23 protein-coding genes are annotated in these 23,855 nt (G+C 73.2%); 18 read left to right on the plus strand and 5 right to left on the minus strand.

Going from position 1 to position 23,855, the window contains the following annotated elements; all coding sequences use genetic code 11:
- Nucleotides 1-485: 485 nt before the first annotated feature.
- Both ABZ128_RS33320 and ABZ128_RS33325 read right to left on the minus strand, forming a co-directional pair.
- Complete coding sequence (locus tag ABZ128_RS33320) at nt 486-767, minus strand: Lrp/AsnC ligand binding domain-containing protein (protein WP_030291798.1); 282 nt, start codon at nt 765-767, stop codon at nt 486-488.
- Nucleotides 764-1,486, minus strand: coding sequence for a rhomboid family intramembrane serine protease (locus tag ABZ128_RS33325; protein WP_356853373.1), 723 nt, complete (start codon nt 1,484-1,486; stop codon nt 764-766). The genes ABZ128_RS33320 and ABZ128_RS33325 overlap by 4 nt, the downstream gene beginning before the upstream one ends.
- Nucleotides 1,487-1,647: 161 nt before the next feature.
- On the opposite strand from ABZ128_RS33325, the gene ABZ128_RS33330 reads away from it, so the two are divergent.
- The 7 genes from ABZ128_RS33330 (at nt 1,648) to ABZ128_RS33360 (ending at nt 9,964) form a co-directional block, all read left to right on the plus strand.
- Nucleotides 1,648-1,887 (plus strand): hypothetical protein, encoded by a 240-nt coding sequence (locus ABZ128_RS33330; protein ID WP_249771655.1) that lies wholly within the window; start codon nt 1,648-1,650, stop codon nt 1,885-1,887.
- 43 nt (nt 1,888-1,930) lie between these two features.
- Nucleotides 1,931-3,295 (plus strand): NYN domain-containing protein, encoded by a 1,365-nt coding sequence (locus ABZ128_RS33335; RefSeq protein ID WP_356853404.1) that lies wholly within the window; start codon nt 1,931-1,933, stop codon nt 3,293-3,295.
- A 252-nt stretch (nt 3,296-3,547) separates the two neighbouring features.
- A complete protein-coding gene (locus ABZ128_RS33340; RefSeq protein WP_356853375.1) occupies nt 3,548-4,573 on the plus strand; it encodes an NlpC/P60 family protein in 1,026 nt (341 codons plus the stop codon).
- Between the two features lie 265 nt (nt 4,574-4,838).
- The gene (locus tag ABZ128_RS33345; protein ID WP_356853376.1) at nt 4,839-5,882 is read left to right on the plus strand and encodes an NlpC/P60 family protein; all 1,044 of its coding nucleotides are present in this window, start codon (nt 4,839-4,841) and stop codon (nt 5,880-5,882) included.
- Nucleotides 5,883-5,949: 67 nt separating this feature from the next.
- Nucleotides 5,950-7,062 (plus strand): hypothetical protein, encoded by a 1,113-nt coding sequence (locus tag ABZ128_RS33350; protein WP_356853378.1) that lies wholly within the window; start codon nt 5,950-5,952, stop codon nt 7,060-7,062.
- 33 nt (nt 7,063-7,095) lie between these two features.
- The gene (locus tag ABZ128_RS33355) at nt 7,096-8,238 is read left to right on the plus strand and encodes a glycosyltransferase family 4 protein (RefSeq protein WP_356853379.1); all 1,143 of its coding nucleotides are present in this window, start codon (nt 7,096-7,098) and stop codon (nt 8,236-8,238) included.
- A 109-nt stretch (nt 8,239-8,347) separates the two neighbouring features.
- Complete coding sequence (locus tag ABZ128_RS33360) at nt 8,348-9,964, plus strand: GMC oxidoreductase (protein ID WP_356853381.1); 1,617 nt, start codon at nt 8,348-8,350, stop codon at nt 9,962-9,964.
- Between the two features lie 40 nt (nt 9,965-10,004).
- Here the strand turns inward: ABZ128_RS33360 and ABZ128_RS33365 are convergent, their stop codons facing one another.
- The gene (locus ABZ128_RS33365; protein WP_356853383.1) at nt 10,005-11,801 is read right to left on the minus strand and encodes an AMP-dependent synthetase/ligase; all 1,797 of its coding nucleotides are present in this window, start codon (nt 11,799-11,801) and stop codon (nt 10,005-10,007) included.
- A gap of 229 nt (nt 11,802-12,030) precedes the next feature.
- Between ABZ128_RS33365 and ABZ128_RS33370 the strand changes: the two genes are divergently transcribed.
- The 6 genes from ABZ128_RS33370 to ABZ128_RS33395 all read left to right on the plus strand — a co-directional run bounded on the left by ABZ128_RS33370 (nt 12,031) and on the right by ABZ128_RS33395 (nt 17,106).
- Nucleotides 12,031-12,813, plus strand: a complete 783-nt coding sequence (locus tag ABZ128_RS33370) for a metallophosphoesterase (RefSeq protein ID WP_356853385.1) — start codon at nt 12,031-12,033, stop codon at nt 12,811-12,813.
- Between the two features lie 109 nt (nt 12,814-12,922).
- Nucleotides 12,923-13,372, plus strand: a complete 450-nt coding sequence (locus ABZ128_RS33375; protein ID WP_356853387.1) for an SRPBCC family protein — start codon at nt 12,923-12,925, stop codon at nt 13,370-13,372.
- Nucleotides 13,373-13,477: 105 nt separating this feature from the next.
- Entirely contained in the window at nt 13,478-14,698 is a 1,221-nt protein-coding gene (locus ABZ128_RS33380) for an ArsA-related P-loop ATPase (protein WP_356853389.1), read from the plus strand.
- Nucleotides 14,699-14,782: 84 nt separating this feature from the next.
- Nucleotides 14,783-15,262 carry a DUF5304 domain-containing protein gene (locus ABZ128_RS33385; protein ID WP_356853391.1) on the plus strand — a complete coding sequence of 160 codons (480 nt, stop codon included), beginning with the start codon at nt 14,783-14,785 and terminating at the stop codon, nt 15,260-15,262.
- A gap of 61 nt (nt 15,263-15,323) precedes the next feature.
- Entirely contained in the window at nt 15,324-16,265 is a 942-nt protein-coding gene (locus ABZ128_RS33390) for an ROK family glucokinase (protein WP_356853392.1), read from the plus strand.
- 79 nt (nt 16,266-16,344) lie between these two features.
- Complete coding sequence (locus ABZ128_RS33395; protein ID WP_356853405.1) at nt 16,345-17,106, plus strand: endonuclease/exonuclease/phosphatase family protein; 762 nt, start codon at nt 16,345-16,347, stop codon at nt 17,104-17,106.
- A gap of 68 nt (nt 17,107-17,174) precedes the next feature.
- Here ABZ128_RS33395 and ABZ128_RS33400 read toward each other — a convergent pair whose 3' ends face one another.
- Both ABZ128_RS33400 and ABZ128_RS33405 read right to left on the minus strand, forming a co-directional pair.
- On the minus strand, nt 17,175-17,795 hold the full coding sequence (locus ABZ128_RS33400) for a hypothetical protein (RefSeq protein WP_356853394.1): 621 nt from the start codon (nt 17,793-17,795) through the stop codon (nt 17,175-17,177).
- Nucleotides 17,788-18,573, minus strand: a complete 786-nt coding sequence (locus ABZ128_RS33405; RefSeq protein WP_356853396.1) for an alpha/beta fold hydrolase — start codon at nt 18,571-18,573, stop codon at nt 17,788-17,790. Before ABZ128_RS33405 ends, ABZ128_RS33400 begins: the two co-directional genes overlap by 8 nt.
- 167 nt (nt 18,574-18,740) lie before the next feature.
- Between ABZ128_RS33405 and ABZ128_RS33410 the strand changes: the two genes are divergently transcribed.
- The 5 genes from ABZ128_RS33410 to ABZ128_RS33430 all read left to right on the plus strand — a co-directional run bounded on the left by ABZ128_RS33410 (nt 18,741) and on the right by ABZ128_RS33430 (nt 23,714).
- Nucleotides 18,741-19,481 (plus strand): lysophospholipid acyltransferase family protein, encoded by a 741-nt coding sequence (locus ABZ128_RS33410; protein WP_356853407.1) that lies wholly within the window; start codon nt 18,741-18,743, stop codon nt 19,479-19,481.
- Between the two features lie 49 nt (nt 19,482-19,530).
- Nucleotides 19,531-20,742: a DUF5931 domain-containing protein gene (locus tag ABZ128_RS33415; protein WP_356853398.1), complete on the plus strand. Its 1,212-nt coding sequence runs from the start codon at nt 19,531-19,533 to the stop codon at nt 20,740-20,742.
- A 23-nt stretch (nt 20,743-20,765) separates the two neighbouring features.
- Nucleotides 20,766-21,410 (plus strand): response regulator transcription factor, encoded by a 645-nt coding sequence (locus tag ABZ128_RS33420; protein WP_356853409.1) that lies wholly within the window; start codon nt 20,766-20,768, stop codon nt 21,408-21,410.
- 174 nt (nt 21,411-21,584) lie between these two features.
- Nucleotides 21,585-22,613 carry a 6-phosphofructokinase gene (locus ABZ128_RS33425; RefSeq protein WP_356853400.1) on the plus strand — a complete coding sequence of 343 codons (1,029 nt, stop codon included), beginning with the start codon at nt 21,585-21,587 and terminating at the stop codon, nt 22,611-22,613.
- 105 nt (nt 22,614-22,718) lie between these two features.
- Entirely contained in the window at nt 22,719-23,714 is a 996-nt protein-coding gene (locus ABZ128_RS33430; RefSeq protein ID WP_356853402.1) for a 2-hydroxyacid dehydrogenase, read from the plus strand.
- The last annotated feature ends 141 nt before the right edge of the window (nt 23,715-23,855 follow it).

The following is a 23,855-nucleotide window of genomic DNA, read 5'->3' on the forward strand; positions in this document are numbered from 1 at the left end:
CGCGGCTTTGCCGGGTCGTGTGCGGGTGCGCCACCGCTGCCGGGGGCCAGCCCCCGGACCCCCGCGCCTCAAACGCCGGCGGGGCTGGATTTGCTGGGCCTGGCGGGGTCACCGGCTTTGCCGGGTCGTGTGCGGGTGCGGCGCCGTTGCCGGGGGCCAGCCCCCGGACCCCCGCGCCTCAAACGCCGGCGGGGCTGGATTTGGCCGGGCCGGGAAATAGGCGGGCGGGGTGGGGACACTGCGGTGGTGAGTCGAGGATGAGCGGTCACCGCCGAGTCCGTTCCTGATGCGGGCAGGATCCGCGAGCCGAGACGAACTTCCGGAGTGGCACCACCCCGCCACAGAACGCTCCCGCGGAACGACACCACACCCGGCGAAGCCCGCCCCGCCCCGGCCGGCAGGCCGCCGCCGGGCAGGAACCACCCCGGCGAAGCCGGCCCCGTCGCCGGGGGTCCCGGGGGCGGGAGCCCCAGGGGAGCCGGAGGCTACGCGTCCAGGCCGATCGCGAACGCCGCCTCCAGGTCGTGCTGGGAGTACGTGCGGAACGCGACGTGCGTGTCCGTCGCCTCCACGCCCGGGATCTTGCTGATGCGCCCCGGGATGATGTCCGCCAGGTTCTCGTGGCGGGCCACGCGGACCAGCGCGATCAGGTCGTAGGTCCCCGTCACGGAGTAGACCTCGCTGACGTTGTCCAGCGCGGCGATGGACTCGGCGATCTCGGGAATGCGGTCCACGCTGGTCTTGATGAGCACGATCGCGGTGATCACGGTTGGCTGTCTCCCTCGGTGGCCGTCGCTGGTCGCCTCACTCTAGTCGTACGCCGGTAGCGCACCCACGCGTAGATGAACCCGACGGAGAAGCCCACCAGGTGGGCCAGGTACGCCACCCCCGGACCGCTGCCCGCCCGGTGCGCCGCCACCCACTGGAGGGCGAACCAGAACAGCAGCACGATCCACGCGGGGAAGCGCAGCGGCAGGAAGAGCAGGAACGGGAACAGGCTCGTCACCCGCGCCCGCGGGAACAGGCACAGGAAGGCCCCGAGCACCGCCGAGATCGCCCCCGAGGCGCCGACCAGCGTCTGGTCGGAGGAGGCGTTGGCCGCGGCGTACGCCGCCAGGGCGAGGTAGCCCGTACAGACGTAGAAGCAGAGGAATTCCGGGCGCCCCATCCGCTCCTCGGTCATCGCGCCGAAGACGTGCAGGAAGAGCATGTTGCCGAGCAGGTGCAACCAGCTGCCGTGCACGAACAGGGCGGTGAGCGGCGTCAGCAGGGCCCGCCCCCGCCCGGTGAGGAGCTCGTCCGGGACCACCCCCCAGCGCCGGAAGTACTCCGTCCCAGTCTCCAGCAGCTGCTCACCGGCGCCGTAGGACGGATTGAGCCCCGAGGCCGGGCCGAGCAGGAACACCACGCAGCAGACGGCGATCAGTACGTGGGTGACCACCGGGCCCCTCGCGGCCCCGCGGAGGGCCTGCCACCTTACGATCATGCGATCGAGCATGGCCCAACCGGGCCCACCCGGGGGACCGGCAGGCCGTAGGGTTACGTGCTGCGGCTCGCTGATTGATGCAGACGGGCGGCTCCGATCGGACCAGGATCGGACCGGCTTTAATTGAAAGATACGAAAGATACAGAGGAGAGAGCGGCCTGATGACGGTTCCCCTGCCGACCGACACCACGCGGTGGCGCTGCACCCTGTGCGGCAACCTCACGCGCTTCGACGTCACTCGTTCGTCGAAGGTCGTGGAGTACGTCCACCTGGATCTTGCCGGGGAGCCCAAGGTCGAGGAGCGCGAGGTGGTCAGTGAGACCATCGAGTCGGTCCGCTGCCGCTGGTGCAACGCGGTGGACCAGATCGAGCTCGTGGACAGGCCGGGCGCCGACTCCTGAGGGAGCGGGGCCCACAGGCGGATCATCACGGTAGGGGTGACGGATTGTGGAGCCAGCAAGCGGCGCTGAGCCGGCCGACGCGGCCGGCGACGCCGCCGAGGTGCTCGACCGCCCGCTGCCGGAGGGCGTGCGGCGCCGGGTCGTCGCGCTCGTCTCGGACGCCTTCGGCGGACTGACGGTCGCGGACCTCCCGGCGCAGCTGCGCCAGTACGCGCGGTTCACCCCGTCCCGGCGCGCCAAGTTCGCGGGCAATGCCATGGCCGCGGCCGTGGAGGGCGACGCCGTCTTCCGCGGGCGCGTCGCCGAGAAGGTGCGCGAGGCGCAGGCCGAGTTGGCCGCGGCCCTGGAGTCCGGAGCGCCGCCCGCGGCCGCGGACCCGCTGGACGTGGCGGCGGCCGCGTACGTCCTGCGTCCGGTCGGCTGGGTCAAGCTGGTGGCCGCCGCCGGCGAGGAGGCGCAGCGCGCGGACGCCGAGCGGGTCGGCGAGGAGACCCGGCGCGAACTGGAGCGGCTGCGTGAGGAGCTGGCCCAGGTACGGGAGCTGCAGCGGTCGGGCGGCGACCAGGTACGGGTCGAGCTGGAGGCGGCGCGCAAGGAAGCGGAATCGCTTCAGCGCAAACTGCGCAGCGCCCTGAGCGACGTGAAGCGCGGCGAGGCGGCCCTGCGCAAGGTCACCGCCGAGATCGACGGGATCCGCGGGGAGGCGGCCGCCCAGGTGGCCGCCGCCGAGAGCGAGACCCGGCGGCTCAAGTCCCGGCTCGCGGAGGTGGAAGCGGCGCTGGAGACCTCGCGCCGGGCCACCCGCGAGGGCCGCAGCATCGAGGACATGCGGCTGCGGCTGCTGCTGGACACCGTGCTGGACGCGGCCCAGGGGCTGCGCCGCGAGCTGGCCCTGCCGCCGGTCTCGACGCGGCCCGCGGACACCGTGGACGCGGTGGAGCCCGGCCGGATGACCCCGAAGGACATCGCGGCGCGGGCGCTGTCGGAGACCGATCCGGCGCTGCTGGACCAGTTGCTGGCGCTGCCTCAGGCCCATCTGGTGGTCGACGGCTACAACGTGACCAAGACCGGCTATCCGACGATGCCGCTGGAGAAGCAGCGGCTGCGGCTGCTGGGCGGGCTGTCGATGCTGGCCGCGCAGACCGGGGCGGAGATGACCTGCGTCTTCGACGGCGCGGAACTCGCGGCGCCGGTGCTCCTCGCGCCGCCGCGCGGGGTACGGGTGCTGTTCTCCAAGCCCGGGGTGACCGCGGACGAGCTGATCCGCCAGCTGGTGCGGGCGGAGCCGCCCGGGCGGCCGGTGGTCGTGGTGTCCACGGACCGCGAGGTGGCGGACGGGGTGGCCAAGGCCGGAGCCAGGCCCGTTACGTCCGCCTTGTTGCTGAAGCGGCTTTCGCGCGTTTCGTAACTCCGCGGCGTAATGCCCGATTTGGCGGGGCGCCTGTGGAACGTACCGTCAAGTGCCCTGCACGGAGCGTGGGCTGTAGGTAAAGAACCTGGTCGGGGACCGAATTTTTTCTCGACAGGATTTGAACTGATCACAGAAGGGTCACTAGGGTCTGCTCAAACCTTCGTGCAGTAGATCACTCATTCGGGGTGACGGCGGAGGTGTCGCCGAGTTGCGTTCTTCGGCGGCTCTAGGAAGAAGGAGCTCGCCTTCGTGGCGTCCCACCGTCGACCCAAGCAGCCGACCCGCGCTCGTGTGACCGTGCTCACCGCCACGGCCGCCGCGGCCGTCGCCCTCTCCGCCCACGGCGCCTCCGCCGCTCCGGCGCAGCCGAGCAAGGACGAGGTCAAGGCCAAGGTCGACGCCCTCTACGAAGAGGCGGAGCAGGCCACCGAGAAGTTCAACGGGGCCAAGGAGCGCCAGGAGAAGCTGGAGAAGGAGATCGGGCAGCTCCAGGACCAGGTCGCCCGGGGCCAGGACGAGCTCAACCAGCTGCGCAGCACGCTCGGTTCGATGGCGAGCGCCCAGTACCGCACCGGCGGGATGGACCAGTCCGTCGCCCTCTTCCTCTCCGGCGACCCCGAGACCTACCTCGACAAGGCCTCCACGCTGGAGCAGTTGAGCGGCAAGCAGGTCGAGGCGGTCCAGAAGATCCAGGCCAAGCAGCGCAGCCTCGCGCAGCAGCGCCAGGAGGCCGCCGGCAAGCTCGCCGACCTCGACGCCACCCGCAAGGAGCTCGGCGAGAAGAAGAAGGCCTCCCAGGACAAGCTCGCCGAGGCCCAGGCCCTCCTCAACACCCTGACCGCGCAGGAGCGCGCGCAGCTCAAGGACGACGAGAGCCGCGCCAGCCGCAGCGACAGCGACCGCGCCGACCTCGGCAACGTGAAGGTCTCCGGCCGGGCCGGCGCCGCCCTCGAAGCCGCCAAGACCAAGCTGGGCAGCGCGTACGTGTCCGGCGCGACCGGCCCGAGCGCCTTCGACTGCTCGGGGCTGACCCAGTGGGCCTACAAGCAGGCCGGGGTCGGCATCTCCCGTACCACCTACACCCAGGCCAACGACGGCACGCGCATCGGCAAGAGCCAGCTCCAGCCCGGCGACCTGGTGCTCTTCTACAGCGACCTGCACCACGTCGGCCTGTACGCGGGCAACGGAATGGTGCTGCACGCCTCGAACCCGCGCGGTGGCGTCAAGTACGAGTCCATCAACAACATGCCGTTCCAGTTCGGCGTCCGCATCTGACGCCCCGCGGGCCCGCCCCGGCCCGCACGCCCCCTCACGGGGGACGCGCCGTACACCGCCCATCCGGGCGAATCGCACGGCCCCGATGTGACCCCGCGCCCCGCCGGTGACCTGCGTCTCCGGCGGGGCGCCGGCATGTGTGCCCTGCGGGGGTCGTTGGCCGGTGCGTGGCCCTGCGGCTACTGTCTGCCAGCGCGGAACCCGGCACACGACCGTCCACGGGGGGCGGACCCGGGGCCCGCGCAGCGGAAGGGAGCGGTTTGACGTGGCGTCCCATCGCCGGCCCGGATTCACCAGCCTCGACCGGAACACCAAGGTCACCGTCCTCACCGCTGCCGCGGCCACCGCCGCGGCCGCCCTGACGGGAGTACCCGCGAGCGCGGCCCCGGCCCTGCCGCAGGAACCCGCGGGCGGCACCCGTGCCCAGGTCGACCGGCTCTTCGAGGAGGCCGAGCAGGCCACCGAGCGCTACAACCGGGCGGGCGAGAAGGCCGACAAGCTCCGCACCGAGATCGACCACGCCCAGGACGAACTGGCCCGCGGCCAGGACCGCATCAACACCATGCGCGGGGTCCTCGGCACCTTCGCCGGCGCCCAGTACCGCTCCGGCGGCATCGACCCCGCCGTCGAGCTGATGCTCTCCGAGGACCCCGACGAGTACCTCGACAAGGCCTCCACCCTGGACCGGCTCACCGGCCGCCAGGCGCGGCAGCTCGACGAACTGCGCAAGGAGCAGCGCCGACTGGGCCAGCAGCGCCACGAGGCCTCCCTCAAACTCGCCGAACTCGACGCCGTGCGCGCCGACGTGGCCCGGCACAAGCGCGCCGTCACCGCGAAGCTCGCCGCCGCCCGGCAGCTCCTGAACTCCCTGCCCTCCGCGGAGCGGGCCGACTTCGAACGGGCCTCCCGCTCCGGCGGCCGCCCCGAGGGGCTGCCCGACCCGTCCTCGCCCGGGGCCTCCTCGGGCCGCGCCGCCGCGGCGGTGAGGGCCGCCCGGGCCGCCGTCGGCCGCCCCTACGTGTGGGGATCGACCGGGCCCTCCGGCTTCGACTGCTCCGGCCTGATGGTGTGGTCGTACCGGCAGGCCGGCGTCTCCCTGCCGCGCACCTCGCAGGCGCAGCGGTACGCGGGCCGGCAGGTCCCGCTGTCGGAGGCGCGGCCCGGCGACCTCGTCACGTACCGTTCGGACGCCAGCCACGTCGGCATGTACGTGGGCAACGGCCAGGTGGTGCACGCCCCCTACCCCGGGGCGCGGGTGCGCTACGACCCGGTCGGGATGATGCCGGTGTCCTCGGTGACCCGGCCCTGAGCCGGCTCTGAGCCCGGCCTTGACCCGGCCCTGAGCCGGTCCGGCGGGTCCTGCGTACGATCGGCGGGTGCTCCCGGTCCGCCGCGCCCTCGTCCGCATCCTGCCGCTCGTGCTGTGCGGGCTGCTCGCGGGCTGCGCGGCGCCCACCGCCGACCGGGCCGGGCAGGACATCCGGCAGGCCGTCGCCGCCTGGTCGCGGACGCCGCCCGCGCAGCTCGCCCAGGTCCCGCTGGAGGGCTGGGCGTACGAGGTCACCGCGGTCCGGCGCAGCGGCGCGGCGGCCACCGCCCGGGCGCAGCTGCACTACCGGCTCGCCGGCTACGACGCGGCCCCCGCCGGATCGGGCCGCGAGGTGCAGCTGCGCGAGACCGGCGGGCGCTGGCGGGTCACCGGCGACCGGGCCGCTCCGGGCGCCCCGCCGCAGCTGTGGGACCAGGGGCCGGTGACGGTGTTCCGGGGCGCGTACGCCCTGGTCCTGGGCACGGGCCGAAGCCAGGAGGAGCTGTCGGCGATCGCCGGGGAGGCGGACCGGGCGGTGCCCGCCGTGACCGCCGCCTGGCCGGGGTCGTGGGCCCGGCGGGTGGTGGTGCTGGTCCCCGGTTCCCTCGACGGGATGGCGGCGCTGCTGGGCCGGCCCGCCGCCGAGTACCGGGGGATGGGAGCCGTCACCACCGGCCGGGTGGACGCCGGGCCGGCCCCCGCCGACCGGGTCGTGATCAACCCCGAGGGGTACGCGCAGCTCAGCGCGGCCGGCCGGAACATCGTCCTGACCCACGAGGTCACCCACGTCGCCACCCGGACCGCGACCTCCGCCAGGACCCCGCTGTGGCTGTCGGAGGGCTTCGCGGACTGGGTGGCGTACCGCACCTCGGACACGGCCCCGGCCCGGGCGGCGCCGGCCCTGGGCCGGGCCGTACGGCGGGGCGAGCTGCCCGGGGCCCTGCCCGCGGACGGGGCCTTCGCCTTCGGCGGGGACCCGGATGCCCTGGCGCGGGCGTACGAGGGTGCCTGGCTGGCCTGCCGGCTGATCGCCGGGCGGTGGGGCGAGGCGGCCCTGGTGGAGCTGTACGGGCGGGCCGGGCGCGAGCCGCTGCCCGTGGCGCTCGGCTCGGCGCTGGGGGTGGACCAGGATGCGCTGACGAAGGCCTGGCAGGAGGCCTTGCGCACCTCTCTGCGCTGACCGCGCGGGGCCTTCCGGTACTGTCGGCAGGCGATGCACAAGACCCTGATCGTGACCAACGACTTCCCGCCGAGACCGGGCGGCATCCAGGCCTTCCTGCACAACATGGCGCTGCGCCTGGACCCGGACGGGATCGTCGTCTACGCCTCCACCTGGAAGCACGGCGCGGAGGGCCGCGAGGCCACCGCGGCCTTCGACGCCGAGCAGCCGTTCCAGGTGGTGCGGGACCGTACGACGATGCTGCTGCCGACCCCGCGGGTGACCCGGCGGGCCGTGGGACTGCTGCGCGAACACGGCTGCGAGTCGGTGTGGTTCGGGGCGGCGGCCCCGCTCGGGCTGATGGGCCCGGCACTGCGCCGGGCCGGGGCGCGCCGGATCGTGGCCACCACCCACGGCCACGAGGCGGGCTGGGCGCAGCTGCCGGCCGCCCGGCAGCTGCTGCGGCGGATCGGCGAGGGCACGGACACGCTGACCTACCTGGGCGAGTACACGCGCTCGCGGATCGCCTCGGCGCTGACCGGGCCGGCGGCCGCGCGGATGGTGCAACTGCCGCCGGGCGTGGACGAGAAGACCTTCCACCCGGGCTCGGGGGGCGAGGAGGTCAGGGCCCGGCTCGGGCTGTCGGACCGGCCGGTGGTGGTGTGCGTGTCCCGTCTGGTCCCGCGCAAGGGACAGGACACCCTGATCGAGGCGATGCCGCGGATCCTGGCGGCCGTGCCGGACGCGGTGCTGCTGATCGTCGGCGGCGGCCCGTACGAGGCGGATCTGCGCGCGCTGGCGGCCAGGACGGGGGTCGCGGACTCGGTGGTCTTCACGGGGTCGGTGCCCTGGGCCGAGCTGCCCGCGCACTACGGCGCGGGTGACGTCTTCGCGATGCCGTGCCGCACCCGGCGCGGCGGGCTGGACGTGGAGGGCCTCGGCATCGTCTACCTCGAAGCCTCCGCCACCGGGCTGCCGGTGGTCGCCGGCGACTCGGGCGGGGCCCCGGACGCGGTCCTGGACGGCGAGACCGGCTGGGTGGTCCGCGGCGGCGCACCCGAGGAGGCGGCCGACCGGATCACCACTCTCCTGCAGGACCCGGAGCTGCGCCGCCGCATGGGCGAGCGGGGCCGCGCCTGGGTCGAGGAGAAGTGGCGCTGGGACCTCCTGGCCGACCGCCTGCGCGAGCTGCTCTGAACCCGGGACGCGTAGGGGGGCCGTGATCGTCCGCCATGCCTGACTGGTACTCAGATGTCTGTCAACACCGCCTCTCGGCGGACGGCCGGATTCCGCCCATGATGCGGCCATGACACCTCACCTGACGCGCCGTCATTTCCTGGGCATCGGCGCCCTCCAGACGGCCGCCGCCCTCGGCTTCACCCGCATCGGGCCGGCCTCGGCCGCGGCCGTCGAGCCGGCCCCCGCGCAGTACGCCCCCGCCATCGTCGTCGGCTCCGGCTACGGATCCGCCGTGGCCGCCCTCCGCCTCGGACAGGCCGGAGTACGCACCGTCGTCCTGGAAATGGGGCGGCTGTGGGACACCCCCGGCCCGGACGGCAAGGTCTTCCCCTCCACCTCCGCCCCCGACCAGCGCTCCATGTGGTTTCGCACCCGCACCGAGGCCCCGCTCGCCCAGTTCCTCTGGCTCGACGTGGTCAACCGGGACATCAGCCCCTACCCCGGCGTCCTCGACCGCGTGAACCACGGTGACATGTCCGTGTACGTCGGCCGGGGCGTCGGCGGCGGCTCGCTCGTCAACGGCGGCATGGCGCCGACCCCGCGCCGCTCGTACTTCTCCGAGGTGCTGCCCCGGGTCGACGCCGACGCGATGTACGGCACCTACTACCCGCGTGCCCGGGCCATGCTCGGCGTCAACGAGATCGACCCGGCCTGGTTCGAGTCCACCGAGTGGTACCGCTTCGCCCGGATCTCCCGCAAGCACGCCCAGAACACCGGCCTGAAAACCACCTTCGTGCCCAACGTGTACGACTTCGACCACATGAAGCGCGAAGCCGCCGGCACCGCCCCCCGCTCCGCCCTCGCCGGGGAGGTCATCTACGGCAACAACCACGGCAAGAAGAGCGTGGACAAGACCTACCTGGCCGCCGCCCTCGGTACCGGCCACGTCACCATCGAGACCATGCAGCGCGTGGTCGGCGTCCGCCAGGACCCGGCGGGCGGGTACGTACTGACCGTCCAGAGCAGCGACCTGACCGGCCGGGTGACCCAGGTCCGCGAACTGGGCTGCCGGCAGCTCTTCCTCGGCGCCGGCAGCCTCGGCACCACCGAGATCCTGCTGCGCGCCCGCGAGAAGGGGACCCTGCCCGCGCTCAGCGAGAAGGTCGGGCTCGGCTGGGGCCCCAACGGCAACGTCATGACCGCCCGCGCCAACCACCTGTGGGACACCGTCGGGGCCAACCAGGCCACCATGCCCGCCCTCGGCATCGACGACTGGGACAACGCCGCGAACCCGGTCTTCGCGGAGATCGCCCCGCTGCCGATGGGGTTCGAGCACTGGATCTCGATGTACCTGGCCATCACCAAGAACCCCGAGCGCGGCCACTTCACGTACGACGCGGCCACCGACTCGGCCCGGCTCAACTGGCGGCGGGACCAGAACACCCCGTCGGTCCGGGCCGCCAAGTGCCTCTTCGACCGCGTCAACCGGGCGAACTTCACGATCTACCGCTACGACCTCTTCGGCGGCAACAACGCCTTCGCCGACACGTTCACCTACCACCCGCTGGGCGGCTGCGTCCTCGGCGAGGCCACCGACGACCACGGCCGCGCCAAGGGCTACCGGGGGCTGTACGTGGTCGACGGCTCCCTGATCCCCGGCTCGCTCGGCGTGAACCCCTTCGTGACCATCACGGCCCTCGCCGAGCGGAACATGGAGCGCATCCTCGCTGAGGACCCGCGCTGAAGACCCGCGCTGAGGGCCCCCGCCGGGGGCCGCCGCGCGCTCAGCCCCGGTACAGGGCCTCGATCTCGTCCGCGAAGTCCTTCGCCACCACGTTGCGCTTCAGCTTCAGCGACGGCGTGATGTGACCGGACTCCTCCGTGAACTGGGAGGGCAGGATGCGGAATTTCCGCACCGATTCCGCCTTGGAAACCGCCGCGTTGCCGTCGTCCACGGCCTTCTGGACGGCGGCGATGAGGTCCGCGTCCTCGCGCAGCTCCGCCGCCGTGACCCCGGCCGGCTTGCCGTGCTCCGCGGCCCACCGGCCGAGGAACTCCTCGTCGATGGTGACCAGCGCCGCCACGAACGGCCGCGCGTCGCCGACCACCATGCACTCCGCGACCAGCGCGTGCGCCCGGATCCGGTCCTCGATCACCGCGGGCGCGACGTTCTTGCCGCCCGCCGTGACGATGAGCTCCTTCTTGCGGCCGGTGATCGCCAGGTAGCCGTCCTCGTCGAGGGTGCCGACGTCGCCGGTGTGGAACCAGCCGTCGGTCAGCGCCTCGGCGGTCGCGCCCTCGTTCTTCCAGTACCCGTTGAAGACGTGCTCGCCGTGCAGCAGCACCTCGCCGTCGTCGGCGATCCGCACCACCGAACCGGGCAGCGGCTGCCCGACCGTACCGATCTTCGGCCGGTCCCACGGGTTGAACGCCGTCGCCGCACAGGACTCCGTCAGGCCGTAGCCCTCCAGCACCGTGAAGCCGATGCCGCGGAAGAAGTGGCCGAGGCGCTCACCGAGCGGGGCGCCGCCCGAGATCGCGTACTCGCCGCGGCCGCCCAGGACGGTGTGCAGCTTGCTGTAGACCAGCTTGGAGAACAGCTTGTGCTTCAGCTTCAGCCCGAAGGACGGGCCCCGCGGGGCGTCCAGCGCCCGGCTGTAGGCGATCGCCGTCTCGGCGGCCGCGTCGAAGATCTTGCCCTTGCCGTCGGCCTGGGCCTTGGCGCGCGCCGAGTTGTAGACCTTCTCGAAGACGCGCGGCACGCCGAGGATCAGCGTCGGCTTGAAGGACGCCAGCTCGTCGGTCAGGTTCTTGATGTCCGGTACGCAGCCCAGGCGGATCGGCGCCAGCACGGACGCCACCTCCACCAGGCGCCCGAAGACGTGCGCGGCCGGCAGGAACAGGAGCACGGAGCACTCGCCGGTGCGGAAGAGCGGGCTCAGCCGCTCCACCACGTTGCCGCACTCGGCGAAGAAGTTGCGGTGGGTCAGCACACAGCCCTTGGGGCGGCCGGTGGTGCCCGAGGTGTAGACGATGGTGGCCGGATCGTCCGCGTTCGCGAGCGAGCTGCGCTTGTCGACCTCCTCGTCGGAGACCTCGGCGCCCGCCGCGTGCAGCGCCTGCACCGCGCCCTGTTCGATCTCCCAGACCTCGCGCAGCTCCGGCAGCCGGTCGCGCAGCGAGGCCACGGCCGCGCTGTGTCCCGGGCTCTCGACGACGACGGCGACGGCGCCGGAGTCGCCGAGGATCCACTGGATCTGCTCGGGCGAGCTGGTCTCGTACACGGGGACGGTGACGGCGCCCGCGCTCCAGATCGCGAAGTCGAAGAGCACCCACTCGTAGCGGGTGCGGGAGATCAGGGCGACCCGGTCACCGGGCTCGACGCCGGCCGCGATCAGGCCCTTGGCGGTCGCCCGCACCTCGGCCAGGAACTCGGTCGCCGTCACGTCCTGCCAGCCGCTGCCGGCCTTGCGCGCCATGACGGCGGTGTCTGGGTGCTGCGCGGCATTGCGGCGGATGAGATCCGTCAGGTTCCCGTCCGACGGGACCTCGTACAGGGCCGGAAGGCTGAACTCGCGCAAGACTGCTGCTCCTCTGGGCGCCATCGCCACCGTGTGGACCGACCGGACGTTACCCACCGGTAGTGGGTTCCCGATAGAGGGAACCGGCCAGATGTTCCATGCGTCACATGACGCCGCACTGCCCTGCCGACACTAGTCGACCCAGGTTCGGACCCGGAAGTAACCGCAGGTCCGGCCACCTGCCCCGGCGCTCTTACCCACAGGGCCCAAGCCCCCCTAGGGTGGCGGCATGAGTGGCAGGAAACGCAGCACGAGGGTCCATGTCGTCAGCGACGTCCACGGCAACGCCGAGGCGCTCGCCCGGGCCGGAGACGGCGCCGACGCGCTGATCTGCCTCGGTGACCTCGTGCTCTTCCTCGACTACGCCGACCATTCGCGCGGGATCTTCCCCGACCTCTTCGGCGTCGAGAACGCCGACCGGATCGTGGAACTGCGCACCGCCCGCCGCTTCGAGGAGGCCCGCGACCTCGGCCGGCGGCTGTGGGCCGGGCTGGACCGCGAACAGCTGATCGAGGGCGCCGTGCGCCGCCAGTACGCCGAGATGTTCGCCGCGTTCCCCCACCCCACGTACGCCACGTACGGCAACGTCGACATCCCGGGCCTGTGGCAGGAGTACGCCGGCCCCGGCACCACCGTCCTCGACGGGCAGCGGGTCGAGATCGGCGGCCGCGTCTTCGGCTTCGTCGGCGGCGGGCTGCCCTCCCCGATGCGCACGCCCTACGAGGTCGCCGAGGAGGAGTACGCCGCCAAGGTGGAGGCCCTCGGCGAGGTCGACGTGCTGTGCTCGCACATCCCGCCGGAGGTGCCGGAGCTCTGCTACGACACGGTGGCCCGCCGGTTCGAACGGGGGAGCGAGGCCCTGCTCGCGGCGATCCGGCGGACCCGCCCCCGATACGCCCTGTTCGGGCACGTCCACCAGCCGCTGGCCCGCCGGATGCGGATCGGGAGCACCGAGTGCGTGAACGTCGGGCACTTCGCCGCCACCGGAAGGCCATGGGCCCTGGAGTGGTGACGCCCGCACGCACGGTAGCCTGCACGCGGCGGCCGCCGGCCGCCCACGTCCTCGAACCTCCCCCAGCTGCCGCGGGGAGGTGCCACCAGCCCCGGAGGAGCGACCCGCGATGGCGGAACACACCAGCTCAAGCATCACGATCGATGCGGCGCCGGCCGACGTCATGGCCGTGATCGCGGACTTCGCCCGCTACCCCGAGTGGACCGGCGAGGTGAAGGAGGCCGAGGTGCTCGCCGCCGACGCCGAGGGCCGCGCGGAGAAGGTCCGGCTGCTGCTCGACGCGGGCGCGATCCGCGACGACCACACCCTCGCGTACACGTGGAAGGGCACCGACGAGGTCAGCTGGACCCTCGACAAGTCGCAGATGCTCCGCCAGCTCGACGGCTCCTACCGGCTGGCCCCGCTGGAGGGCGGCCGGCGCACCGAGGTCACCTACCAGCTGACCGTGGACGTCAAGATCCCGATGCTCGGCATGATCAAGCGCAAGGCCGAGAAGGTCATCATCGACCGCGCCCTCGCAGGCCTGAAGAAGCGCGTCGAATCGACCGAGTCGGCCTGACCGCCCGGCAGCCGCGGCCCCCGGCGATCCAGGCGCGGGCCCGGGGCGCCCCCGGGGACCGGGCGGAGCCCGGCTCCGCCGGTGCGAACGAGGAGCACCTGCACCATGCACACACTGCTGATCACCGGCCCCGGAGGGGCCGGGCGGACCACCGTGGCCGCGGCCACGGCCGTCGCCGCCGTACGGGCGGGGCAGCGGGTGCTGCTGCTCTCCGGTGACCCCGCAGACCCCCTGGCCGCCCTGGTCGCAGAGCCCGCCGGGGAGCCCGTGGGGGAGCCCGTCGAAGCCGCGCCGGGCCTGTGGGCGCGGCCCGCGGGCGGGATGCTGGTGGCCCGGATCGACTCCGGCGAGGAGTTCCGCTCCGAGCTCGCCGCCCTCCAGGACCGCGGCTCCGCGCTGCTCGGCATGGTCGGTGCCCGCCCGCTCGGAGCCGAGGAGCTCACCGAACTGCCCGGCGCCGAGCAGTTCGCCCTGCTGCGCGCCCTGCGCCGGGCCGCCGCCGCACCCGCCACCGACCTCGTCGTCGTCGACATGCCGCCGCTGCACCAGAGCGCGGCCGCCCTGGCCCTCCCCGCGCAGCTGCGCCGCTACCTGGCCCGGCTGCTGCCGGCCGAGCGGCAGGCGGCCCGCGCGCTGCGGCCCGTACTGGCCCAGCTGGCCGGGGTACCGATGCCCGCCCAGTGGCTGTACGAGGCCGCCGCGCGCTGGGACGAGGAGCTGGCCGCCGTCCAGGCCGTCATCGAGGCCGCCACCACCTCCGTCCGCCTGGTCGCCGAGCCGGGACCCGGCTCCGACGCCGCGCTGCGCACCGGCATGCTCGGCCTCGCCCTCCACGCCCTGCCCGTGTCCGCGGTCGTCGCCAACCGGATGGTGCCCCAGGGCTCCCCCGACCCCTGGCTCGCCGGGCTCGCCGCCCAGCAGGAGAAGTACGCCGCCCAGTGGGCCGCGCAGGCTCCCGGCACCCCCCTGGTCCCGCTGGCCCACCTGGGCCGCGACCCCCGGGGACCGGAGGACCTGGAACGGCTCGCGGCCACGGCGGGGCTCCTCCCGGACGCGCCCGCGCCCCGTACGGCCTGGGCCGTCGAGGACCGGATCGCCGACGACGGGGTACTCGTCTGGGTGGTTCCGCTGCCCGGCGCCGACAAGCGCGAACTCGACCTGGTGCGCCGCGGCGACGAGCTGCTGCTCGCCGCGGGCCCGCACCGGAGGATCGTTTCGTTGCCGTCGGCACTGCGCCGCTGCACCGTCTCCGGCGCCGCCCTGGCCGACGGCGAGCTCCGCATCCGCTTCACCCCCGACCCCGGGCTCTGGCCGCGCAGGCCGTGAACCGCGTACCCCCGTTCGGGTAACGTCGAAGGTAGTAGCACCGTACGCACCGCACGTCCCGCAGCTGCCCCAGGAGAGTCCGCCATGAGCGAGGCCACCGACCGTCCCACCGACGACGACGCCTGGGCCAAGGCCTGCGCCGAGGACCTCGCGGCGGAGCGGGAACGCCGCCGCACCTACGAGGGCGGCGCCGCGAACGCCCCCGGCAGCGCCGCCGAGGAGCTCTTCAAGCTGTTCGAGGCGGTCGCCGACAAGGTGTCCGGCCTGAACGGCCCGCTGTTCGGCGCCGCGGCCCAGGGCGCCGTACGGCAGTTCGTCCACCAGGCGAAGGCCGCCGCCAAGCCCGTCGTCGAGCGCAACCCCGAGGTCTTCGACCATCTCGCCGCGGCGGGCTCCGAGCTGCTCGCCGCCTACCGCTCGGCCGTCGAGGGCCACGAACGCCGCTGGACCCGCGGCGAGCCCGCCTCCGGCCCCGGCCGGCCCGCCGACCAGGCGTCCGGCGACAGCTCCGACCCCCGTGACGAGGGCGGTACGGGCCCTTCGCAGCGGATCGACCTCGACTGAGACTCGTCCACCCTCGGGTACCGTTGGCCGTGGCGGGGTTTGACCGGAAACCGAGGGACTAATGGGACTCACCATCGGCGTCGACATCGGCGGCACGAAGATCGCGGCCGGCGTGGTCGACGAAGAGGGCACCATCCTTGAGACGTACAAGGTGCCCACCCCGCCGACCGCGGACGGAGTGACGGACGCGATCTGCACCGCCGTCTCCGCAGTCAGCAGCAACCACAGCATCGAGGCCGTCGGCATCGGCGCCGCCGGCTACGTCGACGACAAGCGGGCGACCGTCCTGTTCGCGCCGAACATCAACTGGCGCCACGAGCCCCTGAAGGACAAGGTCGAGCAGCGCATCGGCCTGCCGGTCGTCGTCGAGAACGACGCGAACTGCGCGGCGTGGGGCGAGTACCGCTTCGGCGCCGGCCAGGGCCACGAGGACGTCATCTGCATCACGCTCGGCACCGGCCTGGGCGGCGGCATCATCATCGGCAACAAGCTGCGCCGCGGCCGCTTCGGCGTGGCCGCCGAGTTCGGCCACATCCGGGTGGTCCCGGACGGCCTGCTGTGCGGCTGCGGCAGCCAGGGCTGCTGGGAGCAGTACGCCTCCGGCCGCGCGCTCGTCCGGTATGCCAAGCAGCGCGCCAACGCCACCCCCGAGAACGCGGCGGTGCTGCTCTCCCTCGGCGACGGCACCCCCGAGGGCATCGAGGGCAAGCACATCAGCGAGGCCGCACGGGCCGGGGACCTGGTGGCCATCGACGCCTTCCGCGAGCTGGCCCGCTGGGCCGGTGCGGGCCTGGCCGACCTGGCCTCGCTGTTCGACCCGTCGGCGTTCATCGTCGGCGGCGGGGTCTCCGACGAGGGCGACCTCGTCCTCGACCCGATCCGCAAGTCCTTCAAGCGCTGGCTGGTCGGCGGCGCCTGGCGGCCGCACGCCCAGGTGCTGGCCGCGCAGCTCGGCGGCAAGGCCGGACTGGTGGGCGCCGCGGACCTGGCCCGCCAGGGCTGAGCGACCTGCGCCGACGACGACTGCCCGCCGCGCCCTCTGGGCCGCGGCGGGCAGTCTGGCTATGTTGCGGCGTATGGACATGACGTCGTGCCTGCCCGCGCTGGCGAACTCCGTGACCGAGCCGGACGGCTCCGCCGTGATCCGGGTGCTCAGCTACAACGTCCGCTCGCTGCGGGACGACGAGGAGGCGCTGGCCCGGGTGATCCGGGCCTGTGCGCCGGACCTGGTGTTCGTGCAGGAGGCTCCGCGGTTCTTCCGCTGGCGCAAGCACGCGGCCCGGCTGGCCGCGAAGACGGACCTGGTGGTGCTGTCGGGCGGTGCGACCGCCGCCGGACCGCTGCTGCTGTGCTCGCTGCGGGCCTTCGTGGAGCGCACCGAGGACGTGCTGCTCCCGCGGACGCCGGGCCTGCACCGGCGGGGCTTCGCCACGGCGGTGGTCCGGTTCGGCTCCGTGCGGGTGGCGGCCTTGAGCGCGCACCTGTCCCTGGACGCGCGGGAGCGCCGGACGCAGGCCGAGCTGCTGCTGTCCCGCCTCGCCTCGGCGGACACCCCGTACGCGATCGCGGCGGGCGACATCAACGAGCCCCCGTCGGGTCCGGCCTTCCGCCGTCTCTCCGGCGCCCTCCAGGACTGCTGGACGGTGTCCCCGTGGGGCGGCGAGCACACCTTCGTCGGCTCCGGTCCGCCGCGGCGGATCGACGCGGTCTTCGCGACGCGGGGGGTGGAGGTCCTGACCTGCGGTGTCCCCGAGGGACTCGCGGGCGTCACCCCGGCGGACCTCAAGGCGGCCACGGACCACCTCCCGGTCCTGGCCACCCTCCGCCTCCCCGCCGCCCCCTGAGGGCGCAGGCTCCGCGGCGGCGGCTCCCGTCCGCGGGCCGGCCGGGACGGGCGGGCGGGCCGAAGGGGTCAGACCACCGCTCCGCGGCCCGGGTCGTCGTCATCGTCGTCGCCCTGCGACATCCGGGCCACCAGCGTCGCGAACCCGCCGAGGAACCCGCCGATGCACAGGGTGGTGAGCCACCAGGTCATGTCCCACTGGAGCAGCACCGCCACCAGCAGCAGCACCGGCCCGCCCACCACGGCCAGCCAGGCGAACTTGGCCGTCGTGTCCGCCTGCGGGAGCTCCGGCTCCGGGGGGACGAAGTGGCCCTCGTCGTCCGGCTCCGCCGGGGTGTGGTCCCGCGGCCCCGTGCCGGGCCCGCTCGCACCCGCGCCGATGCCCACGCCCGGGGCGAACACCACCGAGCTGCCGAGGGAAGCAGCCGGAGGCTCCGGCTCGGTCTCCGGCTCGGACCCGGGCTCCGGCTTCGGCCCGGGCTCCGGCTCCGGCCCTGACTCGGGACCCGGTCTGCGCTCCGGGTCGGGCTCGACGTCCTTCTCCGGCAGCGCCAGGTTCTCGACGGGTCTGAAGGGCCGGGCCCCCGGCGGGTCCGGCGGCTCCTGCCCGTATCCGGCGACGATCGCCGCCCAGGCCGCCTCCTCGTCCAGCGGGGGGACACCCCCCGAGGACTCCTCGTGCTCAGCCACCGCTGGCCGCCCCCTCCCTGCCACTGCCGACGCTCTGCGCGAGCCGCCCGACGAACGCGTAACTGTCCGCGAAGATCCGCTCCGCGTCATGGTCCAACGTCGCGACGTGGTAGCTGTGTTCCAGCAGCGTCTCGGTGACGTCCGTCGAGGAGATCCGCGCGAGGATCCGCGCCGAGTCCACCGGCGGTACGACGTGGTCCTGCGGGCTGTGCAGCAGCAGGACCGGCTGCGTCACCTGCGGCAGTTCCCCGTCCACCAGCCGCAGGAACTTCCGCAGCGAGTGCGCGGCATGCGTCGGGACCCGGTCGTACCCGACCTCCAGCGATCCCGGCTTCGCGATGTCGCTCGCGATGCCCGGGGTCGACCGGATGAAGTGCCGCGCGACCGGAAGGGCGACGGCCAGCGGATCGTGCACCTTGTTGGCCGGGTTGACGAGGACGAGACCGCTGATGGCGTCCCCGTGCTTGGCCGCCAGCCGCAGGCTCAGCGCCCCGCCCATCGACAGCCCGAACACGAACACCTGCGTGCAGCGCTCCTGCAGCTCGCGCAGCGCCCGGTCCACCTCGGCGTACCAGTCCTGCCAGCCCGTGAGCTGCATGTCCTGCCAGCGCGTGCCGTGCCCGGGCAGCAGCGGCAGCGAGACCGTCAGCCCCTGCCCGGCGAGATACTCGGCCCAGGGGCGCAGCGACTGCGGGGAACCGGTGAAGCCGTGGCAGAGAAGCACGCCGACCTCTCCGCCCTCGTGGCGGAACGGCTCGGCTCCAGGGAGGACGGGCACCAGGGTCTCCTTCAAGGGGGGCGGGCAGGGGGGTGCGTAGCGCTGTGTGACTTCACCGTACGCGACCGGGATGACACCGACCAGGGTCGTCGACCGCTCCGGCGTGAGCCAGGGGTTAAGGTCTGTTCGACAGACACAGGAAGGCTTTCGAGTTGATCTACGGCGCAATGAAGTTCTCCATCGGCGGGTCCCTGAAGCTCGCCTTCAGGCCGTGGGTGGAGGGCTTGGAGAACATCCCCGCCGAGGGGCCGGCGATCCTCGCGAGCAACCACCTGTCCTTCTCCGACTCCTTCTTCCTGCCGGCCGTCCTGGACCGGAAGGTCACCTTCATCGCGAAGGCGGAGTACTTCACCTCCCCGGGCATCAAGGGCAAGCTGACGGCCGCCTTCTTCAAGGGCGTCGGCCAGCTCCCGGTGGACCGCTCCGGGGCGCGGGGTGCGGGCGAGGCCGCCATCAAGAGCGGCATCGAGGTCATCGAGCGCGGGGAGCTGTTCGGCATCTACCCCGAGGGGACCCGTTCGCCGGACGGCCGCCTCTACCGGGGCAAGCCCGGCGGGCTGGCCCGGGTGGCCCTGGCCACCGGCGCGCCCGTGATCCCCGTGGCGATGATCGACACGGAGAAGATCCAGCCGCCCGGCAAGGTGGTGCCCAAGCTGATGCGCCCGGGCATCCGGATCGGCAAGCCGCTGGACTTCAGCCGCTACCAGGGCATGGACAGCGACCGCTTCATCCTGCGCTCGGTGACCGACGAGGTCATGTACGAGATCATGAAGCTCTCGGGCCAGGAGTACGTGGACATCTACGCGACGGCGGCCAAGCGCCAGATCGCCGACGCCGAGAAGGCGGAGAAGGCGGCCCGGGCCGCCGAGAAGGGCGCCGAGAAGAGCGGCGACAAGAGCGCCGAGTAGGTCGCGCGGCAGGAGAACGGGGCGGGGCCGCCCGTACGGGGTGGGGGAGATGGCGAAACGCGAGCGCGTCGTACGCATGTCGGTCGAGCAGCCGCTGTGGCGCGCCCTGACCGCCTACCGGCTGCTCACCATGGTCTACGCGGTGCTGCTGTTCGCGTCGGCGTACCGGCGCTTCGACCGTCCCGCCATCGCCGCCGGCTACCTCGCCGTCCTCGCCGTCTGGACCCTCGCCACCCGCCGCAAGGCGGCGAGCGCCGCCGGCTGCACCAAGCGGTTCCTCGGCGCCGACCTCGCCGTCGCGCTCGCCGGGATCCTGCTGACCCCGCTCGCCGACACCCAGGAGCGGATCGCGGCCGGCGGTCCGACCCTGCCCTCCATCTGGACCGCGGGCTCGGTCCTCGCCTTCGCCCTCAAGGGCGGCTGGCGCTGGGCCGGCTTCGCCTCCACCTTCGTCGCCGCCGCCAACGTCGTCGTCCACGGCGGCAATCCCACCCGCGACACCCTGCACAACGTGCTGCTGGTCTGGGTCGCCTCCATCGCCATCGGGTACGTCGTCGAGGTCGCCCGGGCCAGCGAGGCCACCCTGGCCCGCGCCCTGGAGATCGAGGCCGCCACCCGCGAACGCGAGCGGCTGGCCCGCGACATCCACGACGGGGTCCTCCAGGTCCTCGCCATGGTCCAGCGGCGCGGCAGCGAGCTGGGCGGAGAGGCCGCCGAGCTCGGCCGGATGGCGGGGGAGCAGGAGGTGGCGCTGCGCACCCTGGTCTCCAGCGGGCTGGTGCACACCTCGCGGGTCTCCCGTGACGAGGCGCTCGGGGCACTGGTCGACGCGTACGAGGTGGAGGAGCCGGGCGCCGACGAGGGCGAGCTCGATCTGCGGACGCTGCTGGCCCCGCACGCCGGGTCCCGGGTCAGCTTCGCCGAGCCGGGCACCCCGGTGCCGCTGCCGGGGCCGGCCGCGCGGGAGCTCGCCGCGGCGGTCGGCGCCGCCCTCGACAACGTGCGCAGGCACGCGGGGGAGGGGGCCCGGGCGTGGATCCTGGTCGAGGACTGGGGCGACGAGGTGATCGTGACCGTACGGGACGACGGCCCGGGCATTCCCGCGGGCCGGCTCGACCAGGCGGAGGGCGAGGGCCGGATGGGCGTGGCCCTGTCCATCCGCGGGCGGCTGCGCGACCTCGGCGGCACCGCCGAGCTGGTGTCCGTCCCCGGGCAGGGCACCGAAGTGGAACTGAAAGTACCGAGGGGGAGAACCCAGTGACCGAGCCCAATGAGATCAAGGTCATGGTCGTCGACGACCATCCGATGTGGCGGGACGCGGTCGCCCGCGACCTGACCGCCGCGGGTTTCGACGTGGTCGCGACCGCCGGCGACGGCCCCGAGGCGGTCCGCCGCGCCCGCGCGGCCGCCCCCCACGTGCTCGTCCTCGACCTCAACCTGCCCGGGATGCCCGGAGTCCAGGTCTGCAAGGAGCTCGTCGGCGCCAACCCCGCGCTGCGTGTCCTGGTGCTGTCGGCCAGCGGCGAGCACGCCGACGTCCTGGAAGCGGTGAAGTCCGGTGCGACGGGCTACCTGCTGAAGTCGGCCGGCGCCCAGGAGCTGATCGACGCCGTCCGCCGCACCGCGGCCGGCGACCCGGTCTTCACCCCGGGGCTGGCCGGCCTGGTGCTCGGCGAGTACCGGCGCCTGGCCACGGACCCCGCGCCCGCGGCCGCCGACGAGCCGAAGGCCCCGCAGCTGACCGACCGGGAGACCGAGGTGCTGCGGCTGGTCGCCAAGGGCCTGTCGTACAAGCAGATCGCGGAACGGCTGGTCATCTCGCACCGGACCGTGCAGAACCACGTACAGAACACCCTCGGCAAACTCCAGTTGCACAACCGGGTGGAGCTCGTGCGGTACGCGATAGAGGCCGGGCTCGACGACGCGTAGGCCCCGCAAGGGGTGCCGTACGTCGTACTTACGTCCCCGTACGAGTGAACAGGCGTACGCAACGCCCCGTAATTCCACCGGAATTGACCCTTCCCAGGCCCTTGATGTGACCTGAGTCACCACTAGCGTGGCCGTCATGCGGGCTCAGTGGCCCTGTGGCAAAGGGAGAGTGACATGAAGGTCGGAGTGCTGACCGGCGGCGGCGACTGCCCCGGGCTCAACGCGGTCATCCGTGCCGTCGTCCGCAAGGGCGTGCAGGAGTACGCGTACGACTTCACCGGCTTCAAGGACGGCTGGCGCGGCGTGGTCGAGGGCGACACCGTCCCGCTCTCCATCCCCGCCGTACGCGGCATCCTGCCGCGCGGCGGCACCATCCTCGGGTCCTCGCGCACCAACCCGTTCAAGCAGGAGGACGGGGTCCGCCGGATCAAGGAGAACCTCGCCAAGTACGAGGTCGAGGCGCTGGTCGCGATCGGTGGCGAGGACACGCTGGGCGTCGCGGCCCGGCTGTACGAGGAGTTCGGCATCCCCTGCGTCGGCGTGCCGAAGACCATCGACAACGACCTGTCGGCGACGGACTACACCTTCGGCTTCGACACGGCCGTGGGCATCGCGACCGAGGCCATCGACCGGCTCCACACCACCGCCGAATCCCACATGCGGGTCCTGGTCGTCGAGGTGATGGGCCGGCACGCCGGCTGGATCGCCCTGCACTCCGGGCTGGCCGGCGGAGCCAACGTCATCCTCATCCCGGAACAGCGCTTCGACCTGGACCAGGTGTGCGCCTGGGTGACCTCCCGCTTCAAGGCGAGCTACGCGCCGATCGTGGTGGTCGCCGAGGGGGCGATGCCCAAGGACGGGGAGATGGTGCTGAAGGACGCCACCACGGACTCCTTCGGGCACGTCCGGCTCTCGGGCGTGGGCGAGTGGCTGGCCAAGGAGATCGAGGCGCGGACGGGGAAGGAGGCCCGGACCACGGTGCTCGGGCACATCCAGCGCGGCGGTACGCCGAGCGCCTTCGACCGGTGGCTGGCGACCCGGTTCGGACTGCACGCCATCGAGGCGGTGCGCGACGGGGACTTCGGGAAGATGGTCGCCCTCAAGGGGACGGACATCCTGCGGGTGCCGATCGCCGAGGCGACGGCGAAGCTGAAGACGGTGGACCCGGCGCTCTACGCCGAGGTCGGGGTCTTCTTCGGCTGAGCCGACCGGGGGGCGGGCACGCCGGGGGCGGGTCCGGGCGCGGGCCATGGGTCGTCACGACCGTAGGGTGACGAACGACCCATGGTTCTCGCGGCGGGAGCAACAGTGGAAATCCTGGCATTCGGTGTGCAGGACGACGAGAAGCCGCTCCTGGAGGAGGCGTTCGCCGGGCAGCACGAAGTGCGCTGCCTGGACGTGTTCCTGACCGAGGACACCGCCCCCATCGCGGCCGGGTACGAGGTCGTCTCGTCGAGCGTGAACGCGGACCTGAACGGGCGGGTGCTGCGGGCCCTGTCCGCGGGCGGTACCCGGATGATCGCCCAGCGGTCCACCGGGTTCAACAACATCGACCTGGAGGCCGCCCGCCGGCTCGGCCTGACGGTCAGCCGGGTGTCGTACTACTCCCCGTACTCGGTCGCGGAGTTCGCCTGGACGCTGGCGATGGCCGTGAACCGGCGGATCGTCCGCGCATCGAACCGGACCCGTGACTTCGACTTCCGGCTGACCGGGCTGATGGGCCGGGACATGCGCGGACGCACCGCGGGCGTGCTCGGCACCGGGAAGATCGGCGAGGCGTTCACGCGGATCGCGCACGGCTTCGGAATGAACCTGCTGGGCTGGGACAGGGAGCCCAATCCGGCGTGCACGGGCCTGGGCATGCGGTACGTGGACAAGGACGAACTGCTGTCCTCGGCGGACCTGGTGAGCCTCCACCTGCCCCTGCTGGAGTCCACGCACCACATCGTCGACGCGACCGCACTGAGCAGGATGCGGGACGACGCGATCCTGGTGAACTCCAGCCGGGGCGGCCTCGTGGACACCGAAGCGCTGGTGGAGGAGCTGCGGGCGGGGCGCTTCGCCGGCGTCGGGCTGGACGTGTACGAGGCGGAGGCCGGCCTCTTCTTCCTGGACAAGTCCCTGGAGGCGGTGGAGGACGACACCCTGGCCCGGCTCATCACCTTCCCGCAGGTGGTCGTCACCTCCCACCAGGCGTACTACACGCACGAGGCGGTGGGGCAGATCGTCGACGCCACGGTGCGCAACGTCGCCGACTACCTGGCCGGGCGCCGCTCGGAGAACACCCTCTGCCCGGCGGGCTAGCGCCCGTGCTTCCGGTCCCGTTCACGCGGCGGCCATGTGGCACCGACGGGGTCGTCCTCGCCGCCAAGGCCGTCCGTCCGGCCCTGCGCCGCCGCCGCGCGGCGGCGGCGCGGGGGCGGGGGGCGCCCCCCCCCGGGGGGC

Source organism: Streptomyces sp. NPDC006326, assembly GCF_040612915.1.
Taxonomy (GTDB): domain Bacteria; phylum Actinomycetota; class Actinomycetes; order Streptomycetales; family Streptomycetaceae; genus Streptomyces.

Bases quoted from the DNA above. Each gene is read 5' to 3' on its own strand.
- ABZ128_RS33325 (WP_356853373.1), bottom strand. From the start codon at position 1,486: ATGATCGTAAGGTGGCAGGCCCTCCGCGGGGCCGCGAGGGGCCCGGTG.
- ABZ128_RS33330 (WP_249771655.1), top strand. From the start codon at position 1,648: ATGACGGTTCCCCTGCCGACCGACACCACGCGGTGGCGCTGCACCCTG.
- ABZ128_RS33355 (WP_356853379.1), top strand. From the start codon at position 7,096: ATGCACAAGACCCTGATCGTGACCAACGACTTCCCGCCGAGACCGGGC.
- ABZ128_RS33360 (WP_356853381.1), top strand. From the start codon at position 8,348: ATGACACCTCACCTGACGCGCCGTCATTTCCTGGGCATCGGCGCCCTC.
- ABZ128_RS33370 (WP_356853385.1), top strand. From the start codon at position 12,031: ATGAGTGGCAGGAAACGCAGCACGAGGGTCCATGTCGTCAGCGACGTC.
- ABZ128_RS33375 (WP_356853387.1), top strand. From the start codon at position 12,923: ATGGCGGAACACACCAGCTCAAGCATCACGATCGATGCGGCGCCGGCC.
- ABZ128_RS33380 (WP_356853389.1), top strand. From the start codon at position 13,478: ATGCACACACTGCTGATCACCGGCCCCGGAGGGGCCGGGCGGACCACC.
- ABZ128_RS33385 (WP_356853391.1), top strand. From the start codon at position 14,783: ATGAGCGAGGCCACCGACCGTCCCACCGACGACGACGCCTGGGCCAAG.
- ABZ128_RS33390 (WP_356853392.1), top strand. From the start codon at position 15,324: ATGGGACTCACCATCGGCGTCGACATCGGCGGCACGAAGATCGCGGCC.
- ABZ128_RS33395 (WP_356853405.1), top strand. From the start codon at position 16,345: ATGACGTCGTGCCTGCCCGCGCTGGCGAACTCCGTGACCGAGCCGGAC.
- ABZ128_RS33410 (WP_356853407.1), top strand. From the start codon at position 18,741: ATGAAGTTCTCCATCGGCGGGTCCCTGAAGCTCGCCTTCAGGCCGTGG.
- ABZ128_RS33415 (WP_356853398.1), top strand. From the start codon at position 19,531: ATGGCGAAACGCGAGCGCGTCGTACGCATGTCGGTCGAGCAGCCGCTG.
- ABZ128_RS33420 (WP_356853409.1), top strand. From the start codon at position 20,766: ATGGTCGTCGACGACCATCCGATGTGGCGGGACGCGGTCGCCCGCGAC.
- ABZ128_RS33425 (WP_356853400.1), top strand. From the start codon at position 21,585: ATGAAGGTCGGAGTGCTGACCGGCGGCGGCGACTGCCCCGGGCTCAAC.